Source organism: Rossellomorea aquimaris (genome assembly GCF_003315075.1).
Lineage (GTDB): Bacteria > Bacillota > Bacilli > Bacillales > Bacillaceae_B > Rossellomorea > Rossellomorea aquimaris_C.
This window is the reverse complement of record NZ_QNRJ01000005.1, coordinates 260,167-283,283: the sequence shown is the minus strand read 5'-3', so window position 1 is coordinate 283,283 and position 23,117 is coordinate 260,167. Positions and strand designations below refer to the sequence as shown.

Genomic DNA, 23,117 nt, shown 5'->3' with positions numbered 1-23,117 from the left:
TTTATATTTCTTCCCATGTCGCCGCGTCGCAACCTTGTGGATTCTTATTTTCATCCCGGTTTATTGTTATTCACATGTGGATAAGTTAAAATAATAGAGATGAAGTGTTATCTGTGTGGATAACATTATTTGTTGACGAATAGAGGGTTTCCTTTCTTTAGTATTAAATAGGATTGTGATATTCTAATAATTTGGGGAAACTTTGCTCTCTACTATAATTCATTTATAAATAGATCAACTAAGAAATAAGAGAGGTGAATACAATGGAGTTTGATACAATTGCTGCTATTTCCACGCCGATGGGTGAAGGGGCGATTGCGATCGTGCGTTTAAGCGGTGATCAAGCCTTCGATATCGGTGATGAGGTCTTTAAGGGTATGAAAGGAACCTCTATGAAAGAATTTGCTTCTCATACCATTCATTATGGACATATTATCGATCCGGACACAGAGCAAGTGGTGGAAGAAGTCATGGTTTCTGTCATGAGGGGGCCAAAAACCTTCACCCGTGAAGATATTATAGAAATTAACTGCCACGGAGGACTTGTGTCGGTCAATAAAGTATTGCAGCTCGTCTTGAAAAATGGAGCCCGCCTTGCAGAGCCGGGTGAATTTACGAAACGGGCGTTCTTGAACGGACGAATTGACCTTTCCCAGGCAGAAGCCGTGATGGATCTTATTCGGGCAAAAACCGATCGGGCGATGAATGTTGCCCTTAATCAAATGGAGGGCCGACTTTCCAATTTGATTCGAAAGCTTCGTCAGGAAATCCTTGAAACACTGGCTCATGTAGAAGTGAATATCGATTATCCGGAGTATGATGATGTAGAAGAAATGACGCATCACGTACTGTTGGAGAAATCCAAACACGTCCGTGACGAAATTGACGAGTTGGTCCGAACATCAGAGCAGGGGAAAATTCTGAGAGAAGGTCTTTCTACCGTGATCATCGGACGGCCAAATGTAGGGAAGTCCTCTCTATTGAACAGTCTTGTTCATGAAAACAAGGCGATCGTAACCGATATCCCTGGAACAACCCGGGATGTGATTGAAGAATACGTGAATGTACGCGGTGTTCCGCTACGTCTGGTTGATACAGCCGGAATTCGTGAAACAGAAGACATTGTAGAACGAATCGGTGTGGAACGATCACGACAGGTATTGAAAGAAGCGGATTTAATTTTACTCGTACTCAACTATGCGGACGAATTGACTCCCGAAGATGAACAGCTTTTCGAAGCGGTAAGAGGAATGGACGTTATTGTCATCGTGAACAAAACGGATCTGCCTCAGAAGATTGATATAGATAAAGTAAGAAAACTGGCGGAAAATCATCAGCTGGTCACAACGGCTTTACTTGAAGAGCAAGGGATCGATGAACTGGAAGAAGCGATTTCTTCTTTATTCTTTGCAGGTTCCATTGAATCCGGGGATATGACATATGTGTCCAATAGCCGTCACATTGCTCTGCTTAATCAAGCTTCCCTCTCGATTAATGAAGCCATCAATAGCGTAGAAATGGGGACTCCCATCGATATCGCTCAAATTGACTTAACCAGAACGTGGGAGCTTTTAGGTGAAATCATTGGAGAGAGCGTTCATGAGAGCCTGATTGATCAGCTGTTTTCTCAATTCTGCTTAGGGAAATAAATACTATTATAATGTGGACTCTGAATTCAAGGTCCTACAAGGAGGAAAAAATAAACCATGCAATATGACGCAGGGCAATATGATGTCATTGTCATTGGTGCTGGCCATGCCGGAGTTGAAGCAGGACTTGCTTCTGCCCGTATGGGAGCTAAAACGTTAATGGTCACCATTAACTTGGATATGGTCGCCTTTATGCCATGTAATCCATCGGTTGGCGGACCGGCAAAAGGGATCGTTGTAAGAGAGATTGACGCTCTGGGTGGAGAAATGGGGCGTAATATAGATAAAACACATATTCAAATGAGAATGTTGAATACAGGAAAAGGTCCGGCTGTCCGGGCATTACGGGCTCAGGCGGATAAATTCCTTTATCAGCATGAAATGAAACGCACGATCGAAAATGAACCGAACATGACCTTGCTTCAAGGAATGGTTGAGGAATTGATCGTTGAAGATGATGAATGTAAAGGTGTCGTAACGATGACGGGTGCTGCCTACCGGGCGAAAACAGTGGTCATCACAACGGGTACATTCCTGCGTGGTGAAATCATATTAGGAGATCTGAAATATTCAAGCGGTCCTAATAATCAACAACCTTCCATCAGACTTTCTGATCATTTACATGAATTAGGCTTTGATACTGTTCGTTTCAAAACAGGGACGCCACCGCGAGTGAATAGTTCGACAATCGATTACTCGAAAACAGAAATTCAACCAGGTGATGATGTTCCCCGTGCCTTCAGCTATGAAACGACGAAATATATTACCGATCAACTTCCATGTTGGTTAACGTACACGAACGAACACACTCATCAATTGATTGATGACAACCTGCATCGTTCTCCAATGTATTCTGGAATGATTAAAGGAACCGGACCGCGCTACTGTCCTTCCATTGAAGATAAAGTCGTACGTTTCCATGATAAACCGCGTCACCAGATATTCTTGGAGCCGGAAGGACGAAACACACAAGAAGTCTACGTACAGGGATTATCGACGAGTTTACCTGAAGACGTACAACAAAAGATTCTTCAAACCATCCCGGGTCTTGAGAAAGTACAGATGATGCGTGCCGGGTATGCCATTGAGTATGATTCCATCGTACCGACTCAATTATGGCCGACCCTTGAAACGAAAAAAATAAAAAATCTTTATACAGCGGGACAAATCAACGGAACGTCCGGTTATGAAGAAGCGGCTGGACAAGGTCTGATGGCGGGGATCAATGCTGCGTGCCGTGCCCTGGATAAAGAAGAGGTTATCTTAAGCCGCTCTGATGCGTATATCGGGGTCTTAATCGATGATCTTGTGACAAAAGGGACGAACGAACCGTATCGTCTATTGACTTCCCGTGCTGAATATCGCCTGTTGCTTCGTCATGACAATGCCGATCTTCGCCTGACTGATATCGGCCATAAAATAGGATTAATCTCCGATGATCGATACGAAAGGTTTACAGCTAAAAAAGAAGCGATCTTTTCAGAGAAAAAACGCCTGGAAGGAATCCGCATCAAGCCTACTGACGAAACACAGGCCGTTATCCGTGAAGCGGGCGGCAGTGAGCTGAAAGACGGCATATTAGCAGCGGATCTTCTGAAGCGCCCTGAAATGAACTATAGTCATATTAAATCACTCGTTCCAAGTGAAATCGAGCTTGATCCCGATGTAGAGGAACAGGTTGAAATCCAAGTGAAATATGAAGGCTATATTGAAAAATCCCTTCAACAGGTCGATAAAATGAAGAAGATGGAAAACAAAAGAATTCCTGAAAACATTGATTACAGCGCCATTAGCGGTTTAGCGTCTGAAGCAAGACAGAAATTAATCGAGGTCCAGCCTCTTTCTCTTGCACAGGCTTCCCGGATTTCAGGAGTGAATCCTGCAGACATCTCTATTTTACTCGTCTATATCGAGCAAGGGAAAATCGCAAAAGTATCAGGTGATCAATAGAGGTAAAGGAAGGATAATTTCATGAATGTAAATGAATTTCAATCAATGCTTGAGGAGAAGGGGATCTCCCTTTCTCCAGAGCAATTAAATCAGTTTGAGCGCTATTATGAATTGCTGGTTGAATGGAATGAAAAAATGAACCTGACGGCCATCACTGAAAAGGAAGATGTTTATTTAAAGCATTTTTACGATTCGATCAGTGCAGCTTTTTATGTTGATTTAACCGAGGTGACAACTCTTTGTGATGTTGGGGCAGGAGCCGGTTTTCCGAGTATCCCTCTTAAAATATGCTTCCCGCACTTACATATCTCAATTGTTGATTCCTTGAACAAGCGGATTACGTTCTTAAACCATTTATCAGATGAATTAGGGCTTGATCACACGAACTTCTATCATGATCGTGCTGAGACTTTTGGTAAAAACAAGGCTCATCGTGAAAAGTATGATATGGTTACAGCAAGAGCCGTTGCCAGAATGTCTGTTTTAAGTGAATTATGTTTGCCACTTGTTAAAAAGGGCGGCTTATTTGTAGCGATGAAGGCTTCAAACGTGAAAGAGGAGCTATCCAATGCGAAGAAAGCCATTGGCATGCTGGGTGGACAAACAGATAAAATGTATTCGTTCGTCTTACCGGAAGAGGAAAGTGAAAGAAATATCGTGAAGATCGACAAAGTGAAAGAAACGCCTAACAAATATCCCAGAAAACCTGGGACACCCAATAAATTACCGTTATAATAATATGAATGGTTCTCCTGCCGTGATGTCTTTGATCAAGCTTTGAAAATCTCAGCTTAGGCAGGAACTGGTCATATTTTAGAGAATATTAATAAAGGGAGTTTCTTAAAGGTGGTGTAGGAAGATGAAGCATCCTTTCTCTCGTTTTTTTGGCCTAGGTGAAAAGGAGCAAGATGTTGAATCTGAAGAATCAAATGTAGTGGAAGAAGATCGAGATGAAGTGAAAAAGATACCCGTCTCACAAATCATCCCTAATCGCTTTCAACCAAGAACAGTGTTCAATGATGAAAAGATAGAAGAGTTATCCAGAACGATTCATACTCATGGTATTATCCAACCGATTGTGGTTAGACAATATGATGATGAGCAGTTTGAAATCATTGCAGGTGAACGTCGATACAGAGCCGTTCAGAAGCTTGGCTGGGACACCGTACCGGCCATTGTAAAGAATCTTAATGATACAGAAACAGCATCTGTTGCATTAATTGAAAACTTACAAAGGGAAGAACTCTCTCCTATAGAAGAAGCCATTGCGTATGGAAAACTGTTGGAGTTACATGATTTAACTCAAGAAGCCCTTGCTCAACGCTTAGGAAAAGGACAATCGACTGTGGCGAACAAGCTTCGTCTCCTTAAGCTTCCAAAAGAAATTCAATCAGCCTTATTGGATAAACTAATAACTGAACGTCATGCCAGGGCTTTGATTCCTCTGAAGAATGCTGAAAAGCAGATCCAGCTCCTTCAGGAAATCATTGAAAAAAGCTTGAATGTCAAACAAACCGAAGACCGGGTTGTGAAAATGCAAGAAGGAACGACTCAAAAGCCAAAACCGAAACGAAAAGCCTTCAGTAAAGATATGAGAATTGCTGTGAATACGATTCGTCAATCGCTTTCCATGGTATCAGACAGCGGAATCAATCTGGACTCTGAAGAAGAAGAGCATGAGGAATTCTATCAGTTCACCATCCGTATTCCTAAAAAAAAATAGATTCGTAGTCTAAAAGTGAGAAACATATCGGATTGGTTTCTCACTTTTTTGTTTAGTTCTTTTTGTAAAGTGTTCTTAAATATGTAATCTTCCAGAGTCTCTGTCAACCAGTGTGTGCTGGATGGTGAGGGGAACGGCTCCGCTTGCAGCTAGCGTTCGGCCGAGCCTCCTCAGCTTCGCTTCCGGGGTCTCGGCACGCCCGTTCTTCCGCAGGAGTCTACGCCGTTCCCCTCACCATCTATCTTAAGTTTTTCGTGACAGAGTTATAGAACTTAATAAAAAAATTTTATAGATAAAAGCAATTCTAGTATACAAGCAGTATTAGACCACTCTCTTTTTTAAAAGCTGTTACTAGAAAGTTTTTTGTATGTCTACTAGATTTTCAAACACATGCTTTGAAAGTTGATTGTAGCGGAAGGTGCTCGACTCCTGCGGGAATAGCGGGAAAGTTGAGACCCCACAGGGCAAAGCCCGAGGAGGCTCAACTCACGCCCCGCGGAAAGCGAGCATCCTGTAGCGGAAATCAACTACCACTGTCTCTAGTTCTGTCGATTCAGGACAAACACTGTCGATTCGTGAACGATGATCTATTCACAATTTCCTATTTCTAGAAACACTGCACTTTTTGAAAAATTGACAGACAATTATCGGGGAATTTTGATAGAATAGAAGAATACTGTAAAAAATTTAGTGAATCTTAGGAAGTCAAAAGGTAGGTGACAACCTTGGGCAGAATAGTAGCCGTTACTAACCAAAAAGGTGGAGTGGGAAAGACCACAACATCCGTCAATTTGGGGGCTTGCTTAGCTTATATAGGGAAAAAGGTTTTACTGGTAGACATTGATCCCCAAGGAAACGCCACTAGTGGTGTAGGTGTGGAAAAAGGGGATGTCCAGCAGTGCATATATGATGTGCTGGTAGATGATGTGGATGTCAGAGAAACCATTAAACAATCAAAAGTTGAGAATTTATCCATTGTACCTGCAACGATTTCATTGGCGGGAGCAGAAATTGAACTTGTTCCAACCATCTCCCGTGAAGTGCGTTTAAAGAAAGCGTTAGAGAAAGTGAAAGACGATTTTGATTATATTATCATTGATTGTCCTCCGTCTTTAGGGTTATTGACAATCAATGCCTTAACAGCCTCAGATGCTGTCGTCATACCGGTCCAATGCGAATATTATGCTTTGGAAGGATTAAGTCAGTTATTGAGTACCGTTCGTCTAGTTCAGAAGCATCTGAATCATGATCTGATGATCGATGGTGTGCTGCTTACGATGCTTGATGCGAGAACCAATCTGGGAATACAGGTCATAGAAGAAGTCAAAAAATACTTTCAAGATAAAGTGTATCGCACAATTATTCCGCGTAACGTTCGTTTAAGTGAAGCGCCCAGTCATGGTGAACCGATCATCATCTATGATGCAAAGTCCAGGGGAGCAGAAGTTTATTTAGAACTAGCAAAGGAAGTGGCGGCGAATGGCTAAAGGTTTAGGAAAGGGCCTCAATGCTCTCTTTACCAATATTCAAACAACTCAAAATGAAGAGTCCGTGCAAGAAGTGAGCCTGAAAGAAATACGGCCGAATCCATATCAACCACGAAAGATCTTTGAGCCGCAAGCAATTGAAGAATTAAAAGATTCGATCTTAGAACACGGTATCCTGCAACCGATCATTGTGCGTAAAACGATCAAAGGGTATGAAATTGTCGTTGGGGAACGCCGTTATCGTGCAGCCAAAGCGGCTAAATTAGAATCGGCTCCTGTCGTGGTCCGGGAATTGAATGAGCAACAAATGATGGAGCTTGCCGTTTTAGAAAACCTTCAACGTGAAGACCTGACACCGATCGAAGAAGGCGCTGCTTATCAAATGCTGATGGACAAGCTAAAGCTCACTCAGGAGGAATTAGCGAAGAGATTGGGAAAGAGCAGACCTCATATTGCCAATCATATTCGCTTACTCTCCCTCCCTGCTCCTATTCAGGAACTTATTTCAGAAGGTAAGTTAACGATGGGACATGGACGTGCACTCCTTGGGTTGAAAAATAAGAAGAATCTATCAACGGTTGTCAATCGTATCCTTAAAGAATCATTAAACGTACGCCAATTAGAAAAAATCATTCAGGAGCTGAATGAGAATGTTCCACGTGAAACAAAAAAGACAGAACGGAAAGATGTCTTCATTCAGGAGCAGGAATCCCTTCTACGCGAACGCTTCGGGACAACGGTTACGATTAAACAAGCGAAGAAAAAAGGAAAAATCGAGCTCGAATTTTTCTCAAAGGAAGATCTCGATCGTATTTTGGAATTATTGCAGTAACCATTGGGCAAAAGGACTGGCTTAAAAGGTATACTTATACCACTTAAGCCAGTCCTCTTCCATATGGTACATAGAAGATGCACTATTCTTTGGGAAATAATCATGAAAATATGTGAATAATTTTTCAGACAGATAAGGAGAACGTCATGGTACTGTTAGGAACGCTGGTAAATGGAGTATGTATTATCATCGGAACTCTCCTGGGTAAGGTCCTTCATCGCATCCCGGAAGATATGAAGGGAACTGTCATGAAAGCGATTGGTTTAGCCGTCATCGTCCTTGGGTTACAGATGGGATTGAAAAGTGAAAACTTTCTCATTGTCATCATCAGCCTCGCTCTGGGTGCTGCATGGGGAGAGTGGATGAATCTGGAGGACAAGCTTAACTCCTTGGGTAACTGGTTGGAAAAGAAGCTCGGCAGTAATAAAGATACCTCCATATCTCAAGGGTTTGTCACGGCTACCCTTATTTTTGTTATTGGGGCAATGGCCGTAATAGGTGCGTTGGATAGCGGCATCAGGGGCGATCATGATGTTCTGTTGACGAAGTCGATCATTGATGGCTTTACATCCTTGATCCTCACGACGACTTTAGGAATTGGTGTCATGTTTTCGGCGGTCCCTGTCGTCCTTTATCAAGGTTTCATTGCGTTATTTGCGACTCAGATTCATCAGTGGGTTCCAGAAGAGCTGATGGATGCCTATATCGTAGAAATGACCTCAACGGGAGGAATCATGATTTTTGCGATTGGACTCAACCTCCTCGGTGTAACGAAGATCAGAGTCGCCAATTTACTTCCCGGGATCATCGTAGTGGGATTGGTCGTAGGAACCATACACGCATACCAGTTGTATATGTAATAAGTGAAAAGGGAGATGACCCGGAACGTATCTGGATCATCTCCCTTTTATTGCTGTAATTCTTCCCGCCATTTTTCAATACTGACGGCGTTGCGGCGTTCCACTGAATCTCCTGCCAGCACAATGGCTTGAGCGATCGTCTTTGCCATTTTCATCACAAGATTCAGACGTGTATTTTGTAAAACAAAGAACTCCATAAATCCACTGACATTCACAATTCCGGTCAGGTGAATCTCCCCAACCTCTGGTAACTCTTTATTTACGCCGGCACCAGGTTTCAATGGTCCCTCACTTAGTTGAATGGCACCGACACTTTTTAATCGACCGAGACAGGCATCTACACCGATAATAAAAGGATTGATATGTTTAGAGGCAATTTGACTGAGCTTATCTTCCAGGTTTACTGCATGGATCGGATCATCCAACGTTCCATATACATGGAATGGTTTGATATCTTGTTCTTCTATCAGGGTTCCAACCAATGGGCCCAATGAATCCCCTGTGGAACGGTCTGTGCCAATACACACGAAGACAATGGGTCTTGTACGATAGTAAGTGGGAAGCATCGACGACAATTGAACGGAAAGATCCTGTGCCGCACGCTCTTCCTGATGAAGGACTCTAAAGGGTTCAGGTCTTCGTTCAAATAGTCCTTTTTTAAGATTCATCGCTTCCACTCCTTTGGATATGTTTAAGGGGAATTTTATAGTGAACATACTTTATCGGACTTGACTGCCATAATCATATTTTCTAAGTATTATCAGTATACGGACGATTTCTTTTTTTCATACATAATATGGTTGGATTTTTCATAAAATAAAAATTTTCTATAAACTATAGTAATATGAGGTTATATCTACACAAGGAGAGGGAAAGTTGATAAAATAAGGAATACTTCTTATTGAATGATAAGTGGAGGTTCGGTATATATGTCGAGTACTAAAAAAGTTGAAGACACCGTAGACAAAATAAAAGATAGTGAAGCAGCCCAAAAACTTATAGATAATGATTTATGGATTGCCTTAGGGTCCGGCGCGATAAAAATAGTGGCAATCATGGTCATTACCTATATCGCTCTAAGGTTGGGAAGGTCAGCCATTCGAAATGTGTTCAGGGTCCGGTCCCGCTCACCCCTTAAATTTACGGAGCGTCGGGAAGCCACTTTATCAAAACTATTAGAGAATGTATTGACCTATGTGATTTATTTCATTAGTTTAATGACGATTCTATCGACTCTTGATATTGATGTGAAAGGACTGATTGCCGGTGCCGGGATCGTTGGTCTGGCGGTAGGTTTCGGAGCACAAAACCTTGTTCGGGATATCATCACGGGTTTCTTTATTATATTCGAGGACCAGTTTTCAGTCGGTGACTATGTTCGAATCGGTTCTGCTGAAGGTACTGTTGAAGAAATCGGCCTTCGTACGACAAAGATCAAAAGCTGGACCGGGGAATTACATATTTTCCCCAATGGTAATATTACGGAAGTAACGAACTTCTCCATTCACAACAGCATTGCGGTCGTAGATGTCAGTATTGCCTATGAAGAAAATATAGAAGAAGCAGAGAAAGTGATGCAGGAGCTTCTCCTTGCGTTACCGCAAAAATATGAAGATCTCGTGAATCCACCTGAACTGTTGGGTGTTCAAACCCTGGGAGCATCAGATGTGGTCATCCGGATCGTGGCTGAAACGGTTCCGATGAGACATTGGTATATGGCAAGAATGATACGTAAAGAGGTTAAACTATGCCTGGATGAGCATGGTATTGAAATTCCATTCCCTCGTATGGTGATGTATTCACGTCAGGATCAGGAAGATCTCCAGCCACGTGAAGAAAAGCAAAGAAAACTTGAAAGCGAATAAGGAGGAGAAATCCAGTGGAGCCCAAGACATTCACTTTAAATGATATTGTAGAAATGAAAAAGCCCCATCCATGTGGAACGAACCGCTGGAAAGTGATCCGTATGGGAATGGATATTCGCATCAAATGTGTCGGATGCGGACACAGTGTCATGATTCCCAGAAAAGATTTTGCGAAAAAAATGAAAAAAGTCATCGGTAGCGGCGAAGAAGAATGAGCATTCTTTTTTTACCCATATTTCTTTTGGCCTAATCCAGCCTATGGTTATTTTGCCGAGGTCAAGAGCATTCAGTCGGTTTCAGTCGATTGGATGCTCTTTTTAGTAAGCTGTGCCGATGCCTGAAGCTTCACTTGTCTTTTCCCTCTATTATCTCTATAATTGTGAAAGGTTCGACCGTTTACTTATTTTAGATCTTACATGATTTTTTAATAGATAAGAATTTAGATGAGGAGTGACTATAATGGCTTTAACAGCTGGTATTGTTGGATTACCAAACGTAGGGAAGTCCACTTTATTTAATGCAATTACAAAAGCAGGTGCAGAATCTGCCAACTATCCTTTCTGTACAATTGATCCGAACGTAGGAATTGTAGAAGTTCCCGATCACCGTTTAGATAAATTAACAGAGCTTGTAGAACCGAAGAAGACGGTTCCCACTGCCTTTGAATTCACGGATATCGCCGGGATTGTAAAAGGAGCGAGTAAAGGAGAAGGATTAGGGAATAAATTCTTATCTCATATTCGCCAAGTGGATGCAATCTGTCAGGTTGTCCGTTGTTTCGCCGATGATAATATCACACACGTTTCAGGAAAAGTAGATCCGATTGCGGATATTGAAGTCATCAACCTGGAATTGATCTTAGCTGACCTTGAGACAGTGGATAAGCGTCTTGCCAGAGTTCAGAAAATGGCCAAACAAAAAGATAAAGAAGCGGTATTTGAGCATGATATCCTTGTGAAAATCAAAGAAGCTCTTGAAGCAGAGCAGCCGGCTCGTACGGTTGAGTTCTCTGATGAACAAATGAAGCTTGTGAAACAGCTTCACCTTCTGACTTCAAAGCCTGTATTATATGTAGCAAACGTAAGTGAAGATGAAATTGCCGATGCTTCTGATAACGAATATGTTCAGAAAGTACGTGAATTTGCTAAAGAAGACAATGCAGAAGTGATTGTTGTCTGTGCGAAAATCGAATCTGAAATTGCTGAGCTTGATGATGAAGAAAAAGCGATGTTCTTAGAAGAGCTGGGGATTGAAGAGTCCGGCTTAGATCAGCTGATCCGCGCTACCTATTCTTTATTAGGACTGGCAACGTACTTCACAGCCGGCGTTCAAGAGGTCCGCGCCTGGACATTCCGTGAAGGGATGAAAGCTCCCCAATGTGCCGGAGTCATCCATACCGACTTCGAAAGAGGCTTCATCCGTGCCGAAACGGTTTACTACGACGATTTAGTCGCAGCAGGAACAATGGGAGCAGCCCGTGAAGCCGGAAAAGTACGTTTAGAAGGAAAAGAATACCTCGTAAAAGACGGAGACATCATTCACTTCCGTTTTAATGTGTAGGTTCTGAGAAAGAAATAGGCGAGACTATGCATTTTTCATTGGAATTTATCCGGAACTAAATTCTCTGAGAGTTGATTGGAGCGGAAGGCACTCGACTCCTGCGGGAGTAGTGGGACAGGTGAGACCCCGCAGGCGCTTGCGCCGAGGAGGCTCACCGCCCACCCCGCGGAAAGCGAGTGCCTGGAGCGGAAATCAACCAGCACTCGCTTTTTAAAAAGAAACAAAGTTTACAAAAAAGCATTTGAAAGACTAGAGTCCCGATTCTAGTCTTTTTTTTACGTCATATTGCAATAATAGATAACCTATGCTATAATTTTATTTCGTGAGTAATGAACGCATTGCTCCTTGTCCTTTCACAAAGAAAGGACCGCATAGACCACGAGGAGGTGACATTCAGATGAGAAAGTATGAACTTATGTACATTGTCCGCCCAAACATTGACGACGAGTCAAAGAAAGCAGTAGTTGAGCGTTTCGATAACGTTTTAACAACTAACGGCGCGGAAATCATCGAGTCAAAAGATTGGGGTAAACGTCGTTTAGCGTATGAAATCAACGATTTTCGTGATGGTTTCTATCAACTAGTTAAGATGAGCGCTACTTCTGATGCAGTTAACGAATTTGATCGTTTAGCTAAAATCAGCGATGATATTATCCGTCATATCGTTGTTAAAGAAGAAGAATAATCCGTACGTTTTTTAAGATATACACTTCTATCACCTGTTTCACGTGAAACAGTAAACTAGAAGGAAGGGGTTGATTCTGATGATGAACCGAGTTGTATTAGTAGGGCGTTTAACCAAAGACCCTGAATTAAAATATACTCCAAGTGGAGTGGCTGTTGCTTCGTTTACACTGGCTGTCAATCGTAGTTTTACGAATCAATCAGGAGAACGGGAAGCAGATTTTATTAACTGCGTTGTATGGCGTCGCCCTGCAGAGAATGTAGCAAACTTTCTTAAAAAAGGCAGCTTAGCTGGCGTTGACGGTCGTATTCAAACACGTAATTTCGAAGGACAAGATGGACGCCGTGTGTTTATGACGGAAGTTGTAGCAGAAAGCGTTCAGTTCTTAGAGCCGCGTAGTGCGAATCAAGGCGATCGTGGAGGAAGTCCGGGCTATTCGGGTGGAGGTCAACGCGACCAAGGAAATCCGTATAGTCAGAATCAGAATCAACAACGCAATAACAATAATAACAACAACTATACACGTGTAGATGAGGATCCATTTGCAAATGACGGTCAGCCGATCGACATTTCCGATGATGATCTGCCATTCTAAACGAACGATAATAAAATCCAAACAAGATAGGAGGCGAAACAAATGGCAGGAGGACGTAGAGGTGGACGTAGACGTCGTAAGGTGTGCTACTTCACAGCAAACGGAATTACACATATCGATTTCAAAGATGTAGATCTTCTTAAGAAATTCGTATCTGAACGTGGAAAAATTCTTCCACGTCGTGTAACTGGAACAAACGCTAAGTACCAACGTAAGTTGACTCGTGCGATCAAACGCGCTCGTACAATGGCATTACTTCCATACGTTACTGGTGAATAATATCATCGATTAAAAAGCAGCAGAGACTTGTCTCTGCTGCTTTTTTTAATGCCATTTTATAACGGGTGAGTATAAGATATCTTCCTCCATAGCAAAGCACCCTTCGATTATCCTATCCAGCATCACTTTGTTCTTGTAAATTCACATGTACCTCTAAAGAAATAGCGAAAAATGTCGATGAATAAGTGTATATATAGATAGTTTTTTGGTAGTAAGAGGGGGAATTTATGTGAAAAAGAAAAACACAAGGAAACAGGTGGAAGGAAAGAAGGGTTTTCTTCTATCATCCATTAGAATGAAGCTTATTGTAATCATATCCATTTTATTTATGGTATCGTTAGCTGTCATTATTGCGATTACAAGCTTACAGACGAGAATGAAAACAGAGAAAGAGGTTATTGATCAAACTCAAGGGATTGTAGGAGAACTAAATAATTCAGTGCAACTCTTTCTTGGACAATACGAAAAGAGTATTGATCAATATTCAATCTCCAACTCGTTAAAAGATTATGCAAAAGCACAATTGCAAACAGAATCTGGTGGTGAAAATACAGAACTGTTTGCCAATATTCAATCTGATTTTGATAATTACTTAAGCCTTTATGGGGAAGCTACTTCAATTTACTTCGCATCACCAAATAAGAAATTAAAAATCGTCCCATCCGTCTCTCTGCCCAGTGACTTTGATCCGACAAGCAGGGATTGGTATAAAAACGCTGAGGAAGTAAGGGCTGGCGTGGTTTGGAGCGAGCCTTACGTAGATACTGCAACGGAGGAATATATCATTACAGCCTCCAGAGCGATTGTATCAGATAATAAAGTAGTAGGCGTTCTCGGTGTGGACATTAATTTGACGAAACTTACTGACCGCGTCTCGGAAATGGACATTGGATATAATGGCTATCCGTTCTTAATCGGGCTTGATGGTACAGCCATCGTCCACCCCACTAAGCGAGGTGAAGATCTCTCCAAACTACCTTTCATCAGCAAAATGCTCGCTTCTGAAAAAGATTCCGACACGATCCGGTATGAACTGGACGGAGATGAAAAAGTGTTAGTGTACAGTACGGTACCTAGGACGAACTGGAAAGTGGGATCTGCCTATAGCATGAAGGATCTCATTCAGTCATCGAAAGAAATTGAGCGGTTACTGATCGTGACAGCCCTCATTACCCTGGCTGTCATGTTGGTGTTAATTGTGCTTATTTCGAATAAGATCACTAAACCAATCAAGCAGCTTCAAAAAACGGTAACCGATGTCTCTGCTGGAGATTTATCCATTCAGTCAGAAATTAATTCCAAAGATGAGACAGGATTACTGGCGTCCGATTTAAACAAAATGATCGTAAATATGAAAGATACAATTCAAGTGGTCCAACAATCGATCTATAATGTCCGGGAATCGGCTGAAGGATTAAGTGCGGTTTCTGAGGAGACAAATGCCTCAAGTGAAGAGATGGCCAAGGCTGTTACAGAAATTGCGACAGGGGCTTCTCAATCAGCGGCTGACTCTGATCGGGCTCATCATCAAACAGAGCAATTAGGCACAAGAATTAATGGAGTCTATGAAAAGTCGAAAGCTATGTCTGAGATGGCAGGACAGGCAGATGCCATGAACCAGTCCGGGTTAAACCAGGTAAAAGAATTAGAAAATGCCTACCATTCTTCCAGTGAATACATCTCCTCCATGGAGAATGTCATCTTAAGTTTGGAAGCAAAGGTGAAGACGATTGAGTCGGTCATGGGTACAATAACGGATATTTCTTCTCAAACGAACCTCCTTGCTTTAAATGCGAGCATTGAGGCGGCTAGAGCAGGTGAACACGGCAAAGGGTTTGCCGTCGTGGCAGAAGAAGTGAGGAAGCTTGCCGATCAGTCAGTGAAGGCAACCGAAGAAGTGAAACGTACCATTATAGAAATTCAACAAGGCTCTCATCAAGCAGTTGATGAAATGGTGAAAACGAAAGAGACCTTTGAGGTGCAAAATGAAGTGATTGAAAGAACCAATGATGTTTTTGACCAAACCTCACAGTTAATGAAATCCATGCAGGATGAAATAGAAAGAATGTATGAGGAAGTTGGTCAAATCAACCTTGAAAAAGATGAAGTGGTCAATGTGATACAAATGATGGCCGCTACAGCAGAACAAACGGCTGCTTCCTGCGAGGAAATGAGTGCCTCTACAGAAGAACAAGTGAGGGCCGTCCAATCGGTTACAGAAGCAGCTGAACGCTTAACAGACTTAAGTCAAGAGCTTCAGTCTTCAATCGAACGTTTTAAAATTTCATAATTCTCTCTGGAGGGTGGTCCTGAAACATTGCCATTCTTCATCTACTGGGTATACTCCTTTTTAAAGTGAGTGCATACTAGAGTTGATGAAGATGTGAATCATGTTGAAGGGGCTCCCTCTCTTTTATTTGGTAAGCCGCCTCCGCTTTTGTTGTCATCCAGCTCCGGCGGCTAGAGGCTCGAGGTCATAAGCTAAACCTTCCAAAAAGGCAAAGAACGCCGCCTTTCCGGAAGGGTCATCTTATGCTTGTCGCCTCTTCCCAAGCCGCCTCCGCTTTTGTTGTGAGTCATTAAGATGAAATCTATCTCCAAAATTGATATGATAGTGCTATTGCATGTTTTTGAATTTATCGTAAGGAGCGTTTCAATTGAAAAATCCCCGTGTGTTAACGGAAGGCGCGCTTATGCTCGCCATCTTTACTGTTTTACTGTTATTGGCTTTATATGTTCCGCTTATTGGGACCCTTGCCTTTTTCGTATTGCCCCTCCCTCTTATTCTGTTTAGTTCTAAGTATTCGTTACTGAATTCTTTTTACGTATTGATCGGATCGTTAGGGTTATCCTTCTTGTTTGGAGGGCTGATTGCGCTGCCTGTTGCCTTCATGGTTGCGACGACCGGGGTCGTGATTGGGTGGTGTGTGAAAGCGAAAGTGGATAAAATGAGACTGTTTATGGCGTCAAGTCTCACACTTGTCATCAATATTGTCATTGGTTTTGTTTTTTCTATCCTCCTCTTCAATGTTAATATTATAGAAGATAGCTTAGCTGAATCGAAGACCGCTTATTATTCTTTAATTGAGAAGCTTGGTCAGGAACCGGACAAGAGACTGGTCGAAAGTCTGGAGAGCTCCATTGATCTTATTCAGACGTTGATGCCCACCTTGTTCCTGGGAATTGCTGTCGTATTGGCTCTGTTGTTTATGCTAATCAACTTTCCCATCATGAAACGTTTAGGGAGAGATGTACCCGTATTTAAACCATTCAGAGAATGGAAGCTTCCTAAGAGTATCCTTTGGTATTATTTACTTACCTTGGTCCTATCCATGATTCTGCAGCCGGAGAAAGGAACGTATGCCTATACGGCCCTTCTGAATGTTTTGTATGTATTGCAAACTTTGATGGCGGTACAAGGCCTGTCTTTCCTCTATTTCTTCGCGCATATAAAAGGATGGTCAAAAGGAATTTTGGTATTAATTACAATCATTTCGATTCCTCTTCTTTATCTCGTGCGAATTTTAGGTATAATTGACTTAGGATTTGATCTAAGACAACGCCTACAACGCAAGTCATAGAAATTTAAGGTCCAGGAGCTGAAATCATGCCATCTTATTTTAATAAGCGAATGATCCGCTACCCATTGTACGGTCTTGCTATATTAACAGCTCTATTGTTAGTATCGGTTTCCTTTTACCAATGGATCATTTCGTTAATAGGGTTGATTGTCTTTGGAATCGTGTATTTTCTCGCTTTCTATTTTGAGAGAAGATCGCACGAAGAAACAGAGGAGTATATCTCCACTCTATCCTATCGTGTAAAGCGTGTAGGGGAAGAGGCGTTAATGGAGATGCCCATTGGGATCATGCTGATCAATGATGAATATTACATAGAATGGACGAATCCTTTTCTGGCCTCTTGTTTTAATGAAGACACAGTCGTTGGAAGGTCCCTTTACGATGTCGCAGAATCTCTAGTTCCATTAATCAAGCAGGAAGTAGATTCGGAAATTGTGACGATTAATGAGAGAAAGTATCATGTCGTATTGAAGCTCAAAGAAAAGCTTCTCTATTTCTTTGATGTCACGGAACAAAAAGAAATAGAAAAGCAATATCATGATGAACGCACGAATATTGGAATCATCTTTCTAGATAACTATGATGAATTAACGCAAGGGATGGACGACCAGACAAGAAGCAGCTTAAATAGTTTAGTGACGTCCATTCTGAATAAATGGGCAAAAGAGTATGGCGTGTTCTTGAAGCGGGTCTCTTCTGAGAGGTTCATAGCCGTCATTAATGAGAAGATCCTTCAAGTATTGGAGAAGGAGAAGTTCGGTATATTGGATGATGTCCGGGATACCACTTCCAAGCAAAATGTTCCCCTTACCTTAAGTATTGGAGTAGGGACTGGCGTATCTTCCCTGCCTGAACTGGGAACTCTCGCTCAATCAAGCCTGGATCTCGCCTTAGGTCGTGGAGGAGATCAGGTGGCCATTAAGCAAACGAATGGAAAGGTTAAATTCTATGGTGGAAAAACCAATCCAATGGAAAAACGTACCCGGGTACGCGCCAGAGTCATTTCCCATGCTCTAAAGGAAATCATGATCGAAAGTGACAAGGTCATCATTATGGGACATAAACATCCCGACATGGATGCGATTGGAGCCGCCATCGGCATTCGAAAAGTGGCTCAAATGAATCAGCGTGAAGGATACGTTGTCTTAAACTTTAATGAAATCGATAATGGTGTGAAACGATTGATGAAGGAGATCAAAGTGAACTCCGATCTTCACCAACGCTTCATCACCCCTGAGGAAGCACTTGAGATGGCGACGGAGGACACGGTGCTCGTCGTAGTCGATACCCATAAGCCCTCCTTGGTCATTGATGAAAAACTTCTAAATAAAGTGGATAAAGTTGTCGTCATCGATCATCATCGACGCGGAGAAGACTTTATTAAAAACCCATTACTAGTTTATATGGAGCCATATGCTTCTTCTACAGCCGAACTTGTGACGGAGCTACTGGAATATCAGCCTAAACATGAAAAAATCACTATGTTGGAAGCGACTTCCCTGCTGGCGGGAATCATTGTGGATACGAAGAGCTTTACGCTAAGAACAGGATCGAGAACCTTTGATGCTGCTTCCTATTTAAGGGCACAAGGGGCAGATACCGTATTAGTCCAAAAGTTTCTGAAAGAGGATGTCGATACCTATATAAAACGTTCAAGGTTAATCGAATCGGTTAAATTTTTCCGTGAAGGCGTTGCGATAGCGAAAGCAGAGGATAATGTCATTTATGACCCTGTTCTTATTGCACAGGCAGCGGATACGTTATTGACCATGGATGAAGTGATTGCCTCCTTCGTCATCTCTAAGAGGGATCCGGAAACAATCGGGATCAGTGCCCGTTCTTTAGGTGACGTGAATGTACAAATCATTATGGAAAACTTAAACGGTGGAGGTCATTTAACCAATGCCGCTACTCAAATAAAGCAAGCATCTGTATCAGAAGCTGAAGAACAGCTGAAGGAAGCATTAAATGATTATTTTGAAGGGAGAAAAGAGATATGAAAGTAATTTTCTTAAAAGACGTTAAAGGTAAAGGGAAAAAAGGGGAAATAAAAAACGTAGCAGATGGCTATGCACATAACTTCTTATTAAAAAAAGGCTTGGCCGTTGAAGCAACAAATGCAAATATGGGTCAGCTTGAGGGTCAAAAGAAGAAAGAAGAGCAACTGGCTCAGGAAGAATTGGAAGAAGCAAAAAGATTGAAAGCGACTTTAGAAGAAATCACGGTTGAAATGAAAGCAAAATCGGGTGAAGGCGGTCGTTTATTCGGTTCCATCACAAGCAAGCAAATTGCCGATGCGTTGAAAAAAGCACATGACATCAAAATCGATAAACGTAAAATTGAAATGAACGATGCCATTCGTGCCCTTGGCTATACGAATGTCCCTGTGAAGCTTCATACGGACGTTTCAGCAACCTTAAAGGTACATGTAACAGAAGAGTAAGATTTTTTTAGAGAAAATATACGAAATTTGGTAACTTCATTTTGAGAAAAACATGTTAAAATGAATATAGCTTGATAACAAATGTGATCTGGATACTATCCCGATCACATTTTTTCGGTAGGACTACATTCTTATTTTTATATAGATTAGACGCAGGCAGCAGATGCCTATAGACGTGGCGAAGCCCCTTCGCAGTTTGAATTGGAGGTTATGCATAGATGAATGAAGTGTTCCAGGATCGGATTCCACCTCAGAATATTGAGGCAGAACAAGCGGTATTAGGTGCTATATTCCTAGAGCCCAGCGCGTTAACGACCACATCAGAAATATTGATTCCAGAGGATTTTTATCGTCATTCTCATCAAAAAATATACAATGTCATGCTGAATTTAGGCGACGGGGGAAAAGCCGTCGACTTAATTACGGTGACAGAGGAGCTCGCAGCAGCGAAAGAGCTTGAAGATGTTGGCGGAGTCGCTTATTTAAGTGAGCTTGCAGCCTCAGTTCCGACGGCTGCGAATATTGAATATTACGCAAAGATCGTGGAAGAAAAATCTTTACTGAGACGATTGATCCGTACAGCGACCGACATTGCTTCAGACGGCTATGCCCGGGAGGATGAAGTGGATGCTTTATTGGGAGAAGCCGAAAAAAATATTATGGAAGTGGCACAAAGGAAAAATGGAGGTGCCTTTCATAATATTAAAGATGTCCTTGTCAGAACCTATGACAATATCGAAACCTTAACGAATCGTAAGGGTGACGTAACAGGGATCTCCACTGGTTTCGCTGATTTGGATCATTTAACAGCGGGATTCCAAAGAAATGATCTCATTATCGTCGGGGCCAGACCGTCCATGGGTAAGACGGCATTCGCTCTGAATATCGCTCAGAATGTCGCTATTAAGGCGAAAGAAAATGTAGCCATCTTTTCCTTGGAGATGGGAGCAGAACAACTGGTTATGCGTATGCTGTGCGCAGAGGGGAATATTAATGCCCAAAATCTTAGAACAGGGGATTTAACAGATGAAGATTGGAGAAAACTTACGATGGCGATGGGAAGCCTCTCCAATGCAGGAATCTTCATAGATGATACTCCGGGTATAAAAGTGGGTGAAATCCGTTCAAAATGTCGACGTCTTGCCCAGGAACAAGGTCTTGGAATGATTCTGATTGACTACTTGCAACTTATTCAAGGGAATGGTCGTTCCGGAGAGAACCGTCAGCAGGAGGTTTCTGAAATCTCCCGTTCCCTAAAAGGACTTGCCCGTGAGCTTGAAGTACCGGTCATCGCCTTATCCCAGCTCTCCCGTGGTGTGGAACAGCGTCAAGATAAGCGTCCGATGATGTCTGATATCCGTGAATCAGGAAGTATCGAGCAGGATGCGGATATCGTAGCCTTCTTATACCGTGAAGATTACTATGACAAAGAAGCGGAAAACAAAAACATTATCGAAATCATCATTGCCAAGCAACGTAACGGTCCGGTTGGAAACGTGTCCCTTGCGTTTGTGAAGGAATACAATAAATTCGTGAATCTGGAGCGGCGATTTGACGACGCTCCGGCGTAATAGAAGAAAAAAATCCAAGCCCTGCAGATGCAGGTGCTTGGATTTTTTTACTTTATAGAATGGTTGCATGCTGATGGGCATGAAGTCTTGTGAAGATCCCGTCCTCTCTCGAGAGTAGTTCTTCATGAGTACCATCCTCGGCAATGCCGTTTTCCGTGACGACCAGAATGCGGTCAGCCTTGCGGATCGTCGCCAATCGATGGGCGATGACCAGGGTGGTCCGGTCTTTAGCCAGTTCATTCAAAGCCTCCTGGATGATCGCTTCCGTTTCCGTATCCAGAGCGGAAGTGGCTTCATCCAGAATCAAGATCCGTGGATTCTTCAGGAACATGCGCGCAATGGATAAGCGCTGCTTTTGACCACCGGACAGCTTCAGTCCTCTTTCCCCGATTTGGGTATCATATCCGTCTGGAAGGGATGCAATGAGATCGGTCAGATGAGCACGTCTCGTTGCTTCTTCAATTTCTTCCTGTGTTGCATCCAGTTTTCCATAGGCGATATTTTCCCGAAGAGTCCCGGTGAATAAGAATACATCCTGCTGAACGATGCCAATTTGAGCACGAAGGGATTCCTTCGTCATCTCCCTGATATCGATGCCATCAATGGTGATGGCTCCTTCTTCTATATCATAGAAGCGTGGAATCAAAGAACAGATCGTTGTTTTCCCTGCACCTGAAGGTCCGACAAACGCCACGGTCTGTCCTGGTTGAATGGTAAAGGATAAATCCCTTAGAATTGGCCGGTTTGACTCATAACCAAACGTAACGTCGTCAAAAGCAATATCACCACGTAGAGTGGGAACTTCTATGGCATGTGGACGGTTTTCAATATCAGGCTCCATATCCATGAGCTCGGTGAACCGTTTAAAACCGGCCATTCCCTTCGGATATAATTCAAGGAGGGCTGATATCTTGTCGATCGGTTTAAACAGGACATTGATATAAAGAATGAAGGCAACGAGTTCCCCATAAGAGAGCACCCCGGAAAAGCTTAACCAGGCTCCATATACCAGAATGATCAAGGTCATCAATCGAGTCGTAATGTAGATTCCGGATAAATTCACGCTCATCACGTTATAGGCTTTCAGTTTGGATTTACGGAAGAATTGATTATTCTCATTGAATCGTTCCATTTCATAGGATTCGTTTGTAAAAGACTGAACCACTCTCGCCCCGGAAACGCTGTCTTCAACGCGACTGTTTACATCGGCGATATTTCCGTACATTTTCGTCCAGGCTGTATTCATCTTAATATTCGAATACGAAATAAGCCAAACAAGAAAAGGAACAATTATAATAGCGACGAGAGCAAGCTCCATATTAATCGTGAGCATGATCCAAAAAGCACCGATGAAGGTCATGACCGCGATGAACAGATCTTCGGGTCCATGATGGGCGAGCTCCCCTATGTCCATGAGATCGTTTGTCACACGACTCATAATATGACCCGTTTTCGTATTATCAAAGAAACGGAAAGATTGTCTTTGAACATGGTGAAACAATTCCCGTCGCATATCCGTTTCGATATTGATCCCGAGCTTATGCCCCCAATAGTTCACGACAAACTGCATACTCGAACTGAGTAGGTACAGAACAAGTAGACCGGCAGATACAGCCAAAATGGTACTCCAGTTCCCATCAGGCAAAAGGGAGTCAATAAACCACGATACCGCCATGGGAAACCCTAACTCTAAAAGTCCAACCAACACGGCACAGGCAAAATCAAGGTAAAAAAGCCGACGATGAGGCCGGTAATAGCTAAAGAATCTTTTAATCATCAAAAAGTCACCTCAATATTCAATTGTAATAAAATTCAAAAAGCTTATTATAGATTAGCAAAAGTTTCTAAATTGCGCTATCCTAACCTGATGATACCCCCTCAATTTTTTATTTATCTTAAGATTCTTAAAGTAGTGGATTTTCGAAGTGTAAAGTGTCGGTTTATACGAACATAAATATAATTACCTATATAAACGTTCGTGTTTTCATTGACTTTCCTTTTTAGTGTTGATAAAATGAGTTTGTTTGATAAAAGAGG

Annotated in this window: 20 protein-coding genes; 18 read left to right on the top strand and 2 right to left on the bottom strand. The window is 42.3% G+C overall.

Features of this window, described 5'->3' with window-relative positions; all coding sequences use genetic code 11:
• The first annotated feature begins 263 nt into the window (after positions 1–263).
• The 7 genes from mnmE to DET59_RS09365 all read left to right on the top strand — a co-directional run bounded on the left by mnmE (position 264) and on the right by DET59_RS09365 (position 8,501).
• Positions 264–1,649, top strand: coding sequence for a tRNA uridine-5-carboxymethylaminomethyl(34) synthesis GTPase MnmE (gene mnmE, locus DET59_RS09395; RefSeq protein WP_113969416.1), 1,386 nt, complete (start codon positions 264–266; stop codon positions 1,647–1,649).
• A gap of 57 nt (positions 1,650–1,706) precedes the next feature.
• Positions 1,707–3,599: a tRNA uridine-5-carboxymethylaminomethyl(34) synthesis enzyme MnmG gene (gene mnmG / locus DET59_RS09390; protein WP_113969415.1), complete on the top strand. Its 1,893-nt coding sequence runs from the start codon at positions 1,707–1,709 to the stop codon at positions 3,597–3,599.
• A gap of 21 nt (positions 3,600–3,620) precedes the next feature.
• Positions 3,621–4,334: a 16S rRNA (guanine(527)-N(7))-methyltransferase RsmG gene (gene rsmG / locus DET59_RS09385; RefSeq protein ID WP_113969414.1), complete on the top strand. Its 714-nt coding sequence runs from the start codon at positions 3,621–3,623 to the stop codon at positions 4,332–4,334.
• A gap of 124 nt (positions 4,335–4,458) precedes the next feature.
• Positions 4,459–5,322 carry a nucleoid occlusion protein gene (gene noc / locus DET59_RS09380; protein WP_113969413.1) on the top strand — a complete coding sequence of 288 codons (864 nt, stop codon included), beginning with the start codon at positions 4,459–4,461 and terminating at the stop codon, positions 5,320–5,322.
• Between the two features lie 725 nt (positions 5,323–6,047).
• Positions 6,048–6,809: a ParA family protein gene (locus DET59_RS09375; protein ID WP_113969412.1), complete on the top strand. Its 762-nt coding sequence runs from the start codon at positions 6,048–6,050 to the stop codon at positions 6,807–6,809.
• On the top strand, positions 6,802–7,641 hold the full coding sequence (locus DET59_RS09370) for a ParB/RepB/Spo0J family partition protein (protein WP_113969411.1): 840 nt from the start codon (positions 6,802–6,804) through the stop codon (positions 7,639–7,641). Before DET59_RS09375 ends, DET59_RS09370 begins: the two co-directional genes overlap by 8 nt.
• 146 nt (positions 7,642–7,787) lie before the next feature.
• Positions 7,788–8,501, top strand: coding sequence for a DUF554 domain-containing protein (locus DET59_RS09365; RefSeq protein WP_113969410.1), 714 nt, complete (start codon positions 7,788–7,790; stop codon positions 8,499–8,501).
• Positions 8,502–8,548: 47 nt separating this feature from the next.
• Here the strand turns inward: DET59_RS09365 and yyaC are convergent, their stop codons facing one another.
• Entirely contained in the window at positions 8,549–9,169 is a 621-nt protein-coding gene (yyaC, locus tag DET59_RS09360) for a spore protease YyaC (protein ID WP_113969409.1), read from the bottom strand.
• 261 nt (positions 9,170–9,430) lie between these two features.
• On the opposite strand from yyaC, the gene DET59_RS09355 reads away from it, so the two are divergent.
• The 11 genes from DET59_RS09355 (at position 9,431) to dnaB (ending at position 21,080) form a co-directional block, all read left to right on the top strand.
• On the top strand, positions 9,431–10,366 hold the full coding sequence (locus tag DET59_RS09355) for a mechanosensitive ion channel family protein (RefSeq protein ID WP_113969408.1): 936 nt from the start codon (positions 9,431–9,433) through the stop codon (positions 10,364–10,366).
• Positions 10,367–10,380: 14 nt separating this feature from the next.
• A complete protein-coding gene (locus DET59_RS09350) occupies positions 10,381–10,581 on the top strand; it encodes a DUF951 domain-containing protein (RefSeq protein WP_113969407.1) in 201 nt (66 codons plus the stop codon).
• Positions 10,582–10,825: 244 nt separating this feature from the next.
• Positions 10,826–11,926, top strand: coding sequence for a redox-regulated ATPase YchF (ychF, locus tag DET59_RS09345; RefSeq protein ID WP_113969406.1), 1,101 nt, complete (start codon positions 10,826–10,828; stop codon positions 11,924–11,926).
• Between the two features lie 397 nt (positions 11,927–12,323).
• Positions 12,324–12,611, top strand: a complete 288-nt coding sequence (gene rpsF, locus DET59_RS09335) for a 30S ribosomal protein S6 (protein WP_113969404.1) — start codon at positions 12,324–12,326, stop codon at positions 12,609–12,611.
• Positions 12,612–12,690: 79 nt separating this feature from the next.
• The gene (ssb, locus tag DET59_RS09330) at positions 12,691–13,206 is read left to right on the top strand and encodes a single-stranded DNA-binding protein (RefSeq protein WP_034764778.1); all 516 of its coding nucleotides are present in this window, start codon (positions 12,691–12,693) and stop codon (positions 13,204–13,206) included.
• Between the two features lie 42 nt (positions 13,207–13,248).
• Positions 13,249–13,485 carry a 30S ribosomal protein S18 gene (rpsR, locus tag DET59_RS09325; protein WP_034764780.1) on the top strand — a complete coding sequence of 79 codons (237 nt, stop codon included), beginning with the start codon at positions 13,249–13,251 and terminating at the stop codon, positions 13,483–13,485.
• A 229-nt stretch (positions 13,486–13,714) separates the two neighbouring features.
• Entirely contained in the window at positions 13,715–15,775 is a 2,061-nt protein-coding gene (locus DET59_RS09320) for a methyl-accepting chemotaxis protein (protein ID WP_113969403.1), read from the top strand.
• Positions 15,776–16,142: 367 nt separating this feature from the next.
• The gene (locus tag DET59_RS09315) at positions 16,143–17,066 is read left to right on the top strand and encodes a YybS family protein (protein ID WP_113969402.1); all 924 of its coding nucleotides are present in this window, start codon (positions 16,143–16,145) and stop codon (positions 17,064–17,066) included.
• Positions 17,067–17,092: 26 nt separating this feature from the next.
• Positions 17,093–19,066 carry a DHH family phosphoesterase gene (locus DET59_RS09310; RefSeq protein WP_113969401.1) on the top strand — a complete coding sequence of 658 codons (1,974 nt, stop codon included), beginning with the start codon at positions 17,093–17,095 and terminating at the stop codon, positions 19,064–19,066.
• On the top strand, positions 19,063–19,509 hold the full coding sequence (gene rplI / locus DET59_RS09305) for a 50S ribosomal protein L9 (RefSeq protein WP_113969400.1): 447 nt from the start codon (positions 19,063–19,065) through the stop codon (positions 19,507–19,509). Before DET59_RS09310 ends, rplI begins: the two co-directional genes overlap by 4 nt.
• Positions 19,510–19,727: 218 nt before the next feature.
• Positions 19,728–21,080 (top strand): replicative DNA helicase, encoded by a 1,353-nt coding sequence (gene dnaB / locus DET59_RS09300; protein ID WP_113969399.1) that lies wholly within the window; start codon positions 19,728–19,730, stop codon positions 21,078–21,080.
• Between the two features lie 52 nt (positions 21,081–21,132).
• On the opposite strand, the gene DET59_RS09295 is transcribed toward dnaB, so the two are convergent.
• Positions 21,133–22,857, bottom strand: a complete 1,725-nt coding sequence (locus DET59_RS09295; RefSeq protein WP_113969398.1) for an ABC transporter ATP-binding protein — start codon at positions 22,855–22,857, stop codon at positions 21,133–21,135.
• Positions 22,858–23,117: the final 260 nt, after the last annotated feature.

What these genes read in the sequence shown, in the direction of transcription:
- mnmE (WP_113969416.1), top strand. Translation starts at nt 264, where the DNA reads ATGGAGTTTGATACAATTGCTGCTATTTCCACGCCGATGGGTGAAGGG.
- mnmG (WP_113969415.1), top strand. Translation starts at nt 1,707, where the DNA reads ATGCAATATGACGCAGGGCAATATGATGTCATTGTCATTGGTGCTGGC.
- rsmG (WP_113969414.1), top strand. Translation starts at nt 3,621, where the DNA reads ATGAATGTAAATGAATTTCAATCAATGCTTGAGGAGAAGGGGATCTCC.
- noc (WP_113969413.1), top strand. Translation starts at nt 4,459, where the DNA reads ATGAAGCATCCTTTCTCTCGTTTTTTTGGCCTAGGTGAAAAGGAGCAA.
- DET59_RS09370 (WP_113969411.1), top strand. Translation starts at nt 6,802, where the DNA reads ATGGCTAAAGGTTTAGGAAAGGGCCTCAATGCTCTCTTTACCAATATT.
- DET59_RS09365 (WP_113969410.1), top strand. Translation starts at nt 7,788, where the DNA reads ATGGTACTGTTAGGAACGCTGGTAAATGGAGTATGTATTATCATCGGA.
- yyaC (WP_113969409.1), bottom strand. Translation starts at nt 9,169, where the DNA reads ATGAATCTTAAAAAAGGACTATTTGAACGAAGACCTGAACCCTTTAGA.
- DET59_RS09355 (WP_113969408.1), top strand. Translation starts at nt 9,431, where the DNA reads ATGTCGAGTACTAAAAAAGTTGAAGACACCGTAGACAAAATAAAAGAT.
- ychF (WP_113969406.1), top strand. Translation starts at nt 10,826, where the DNA reads ATGGCTTTAACAGCTGGTATTGTTGGATTACCAAACGTAGGGAAGTCC.
- rpsF (WP_113969404.1), top strand. Translation starts at nt 12,324, where the DNA reads ATGAGAAAGTATGAACTTATGTACATTGTCCGCCCAAACATTGACGAC.
- ssb (WP_034764778.1), top strand. Translation starts at nt 12,691, where the DNA reads ATGATGAACCGAGTTGTATTAGTAGGGCGTTTAACCAAAGACCCTGAA.
- rpsR (WP_034764780.1), top strand. Translation starts at nt 13,249, where the DNA reads ATGGCAGGAGGACGTAGAGGTGGACGTAGACGTCGTAAGGTGTGCTAC.
- DET59_RS09310 (WP_113969401.1), top strand. Translation starts at nt 17,093, where the DNA reads ATGCCATCTTATTTTAATAAGCGAATGATCCGCTACCCATTGTACGGT.
- rplI (WP_113969400.1), top strand. Translation starts at nt 19,063, where the DNA reads ATGAAAGTAATTTTCTTAAAAGACGTTAAAGGTAAAGGGAAAAAAGGG.
- dnaB (WP_113969399.1), top strand. Translation starts at nt 19,728, where the DNA reads ATGAATGAAGTGTTCCAGGATCGGATTCCACCTCAGAATATTGAGGCA.
- DET59_RS09295 (WP_113969398.1), bottom strand. Translation starts at nt 22,857, where the DNA reads ATGATTAAAAGATTCTTTAGCTATTACCGGCCTCATCGTCGGCTTTTT.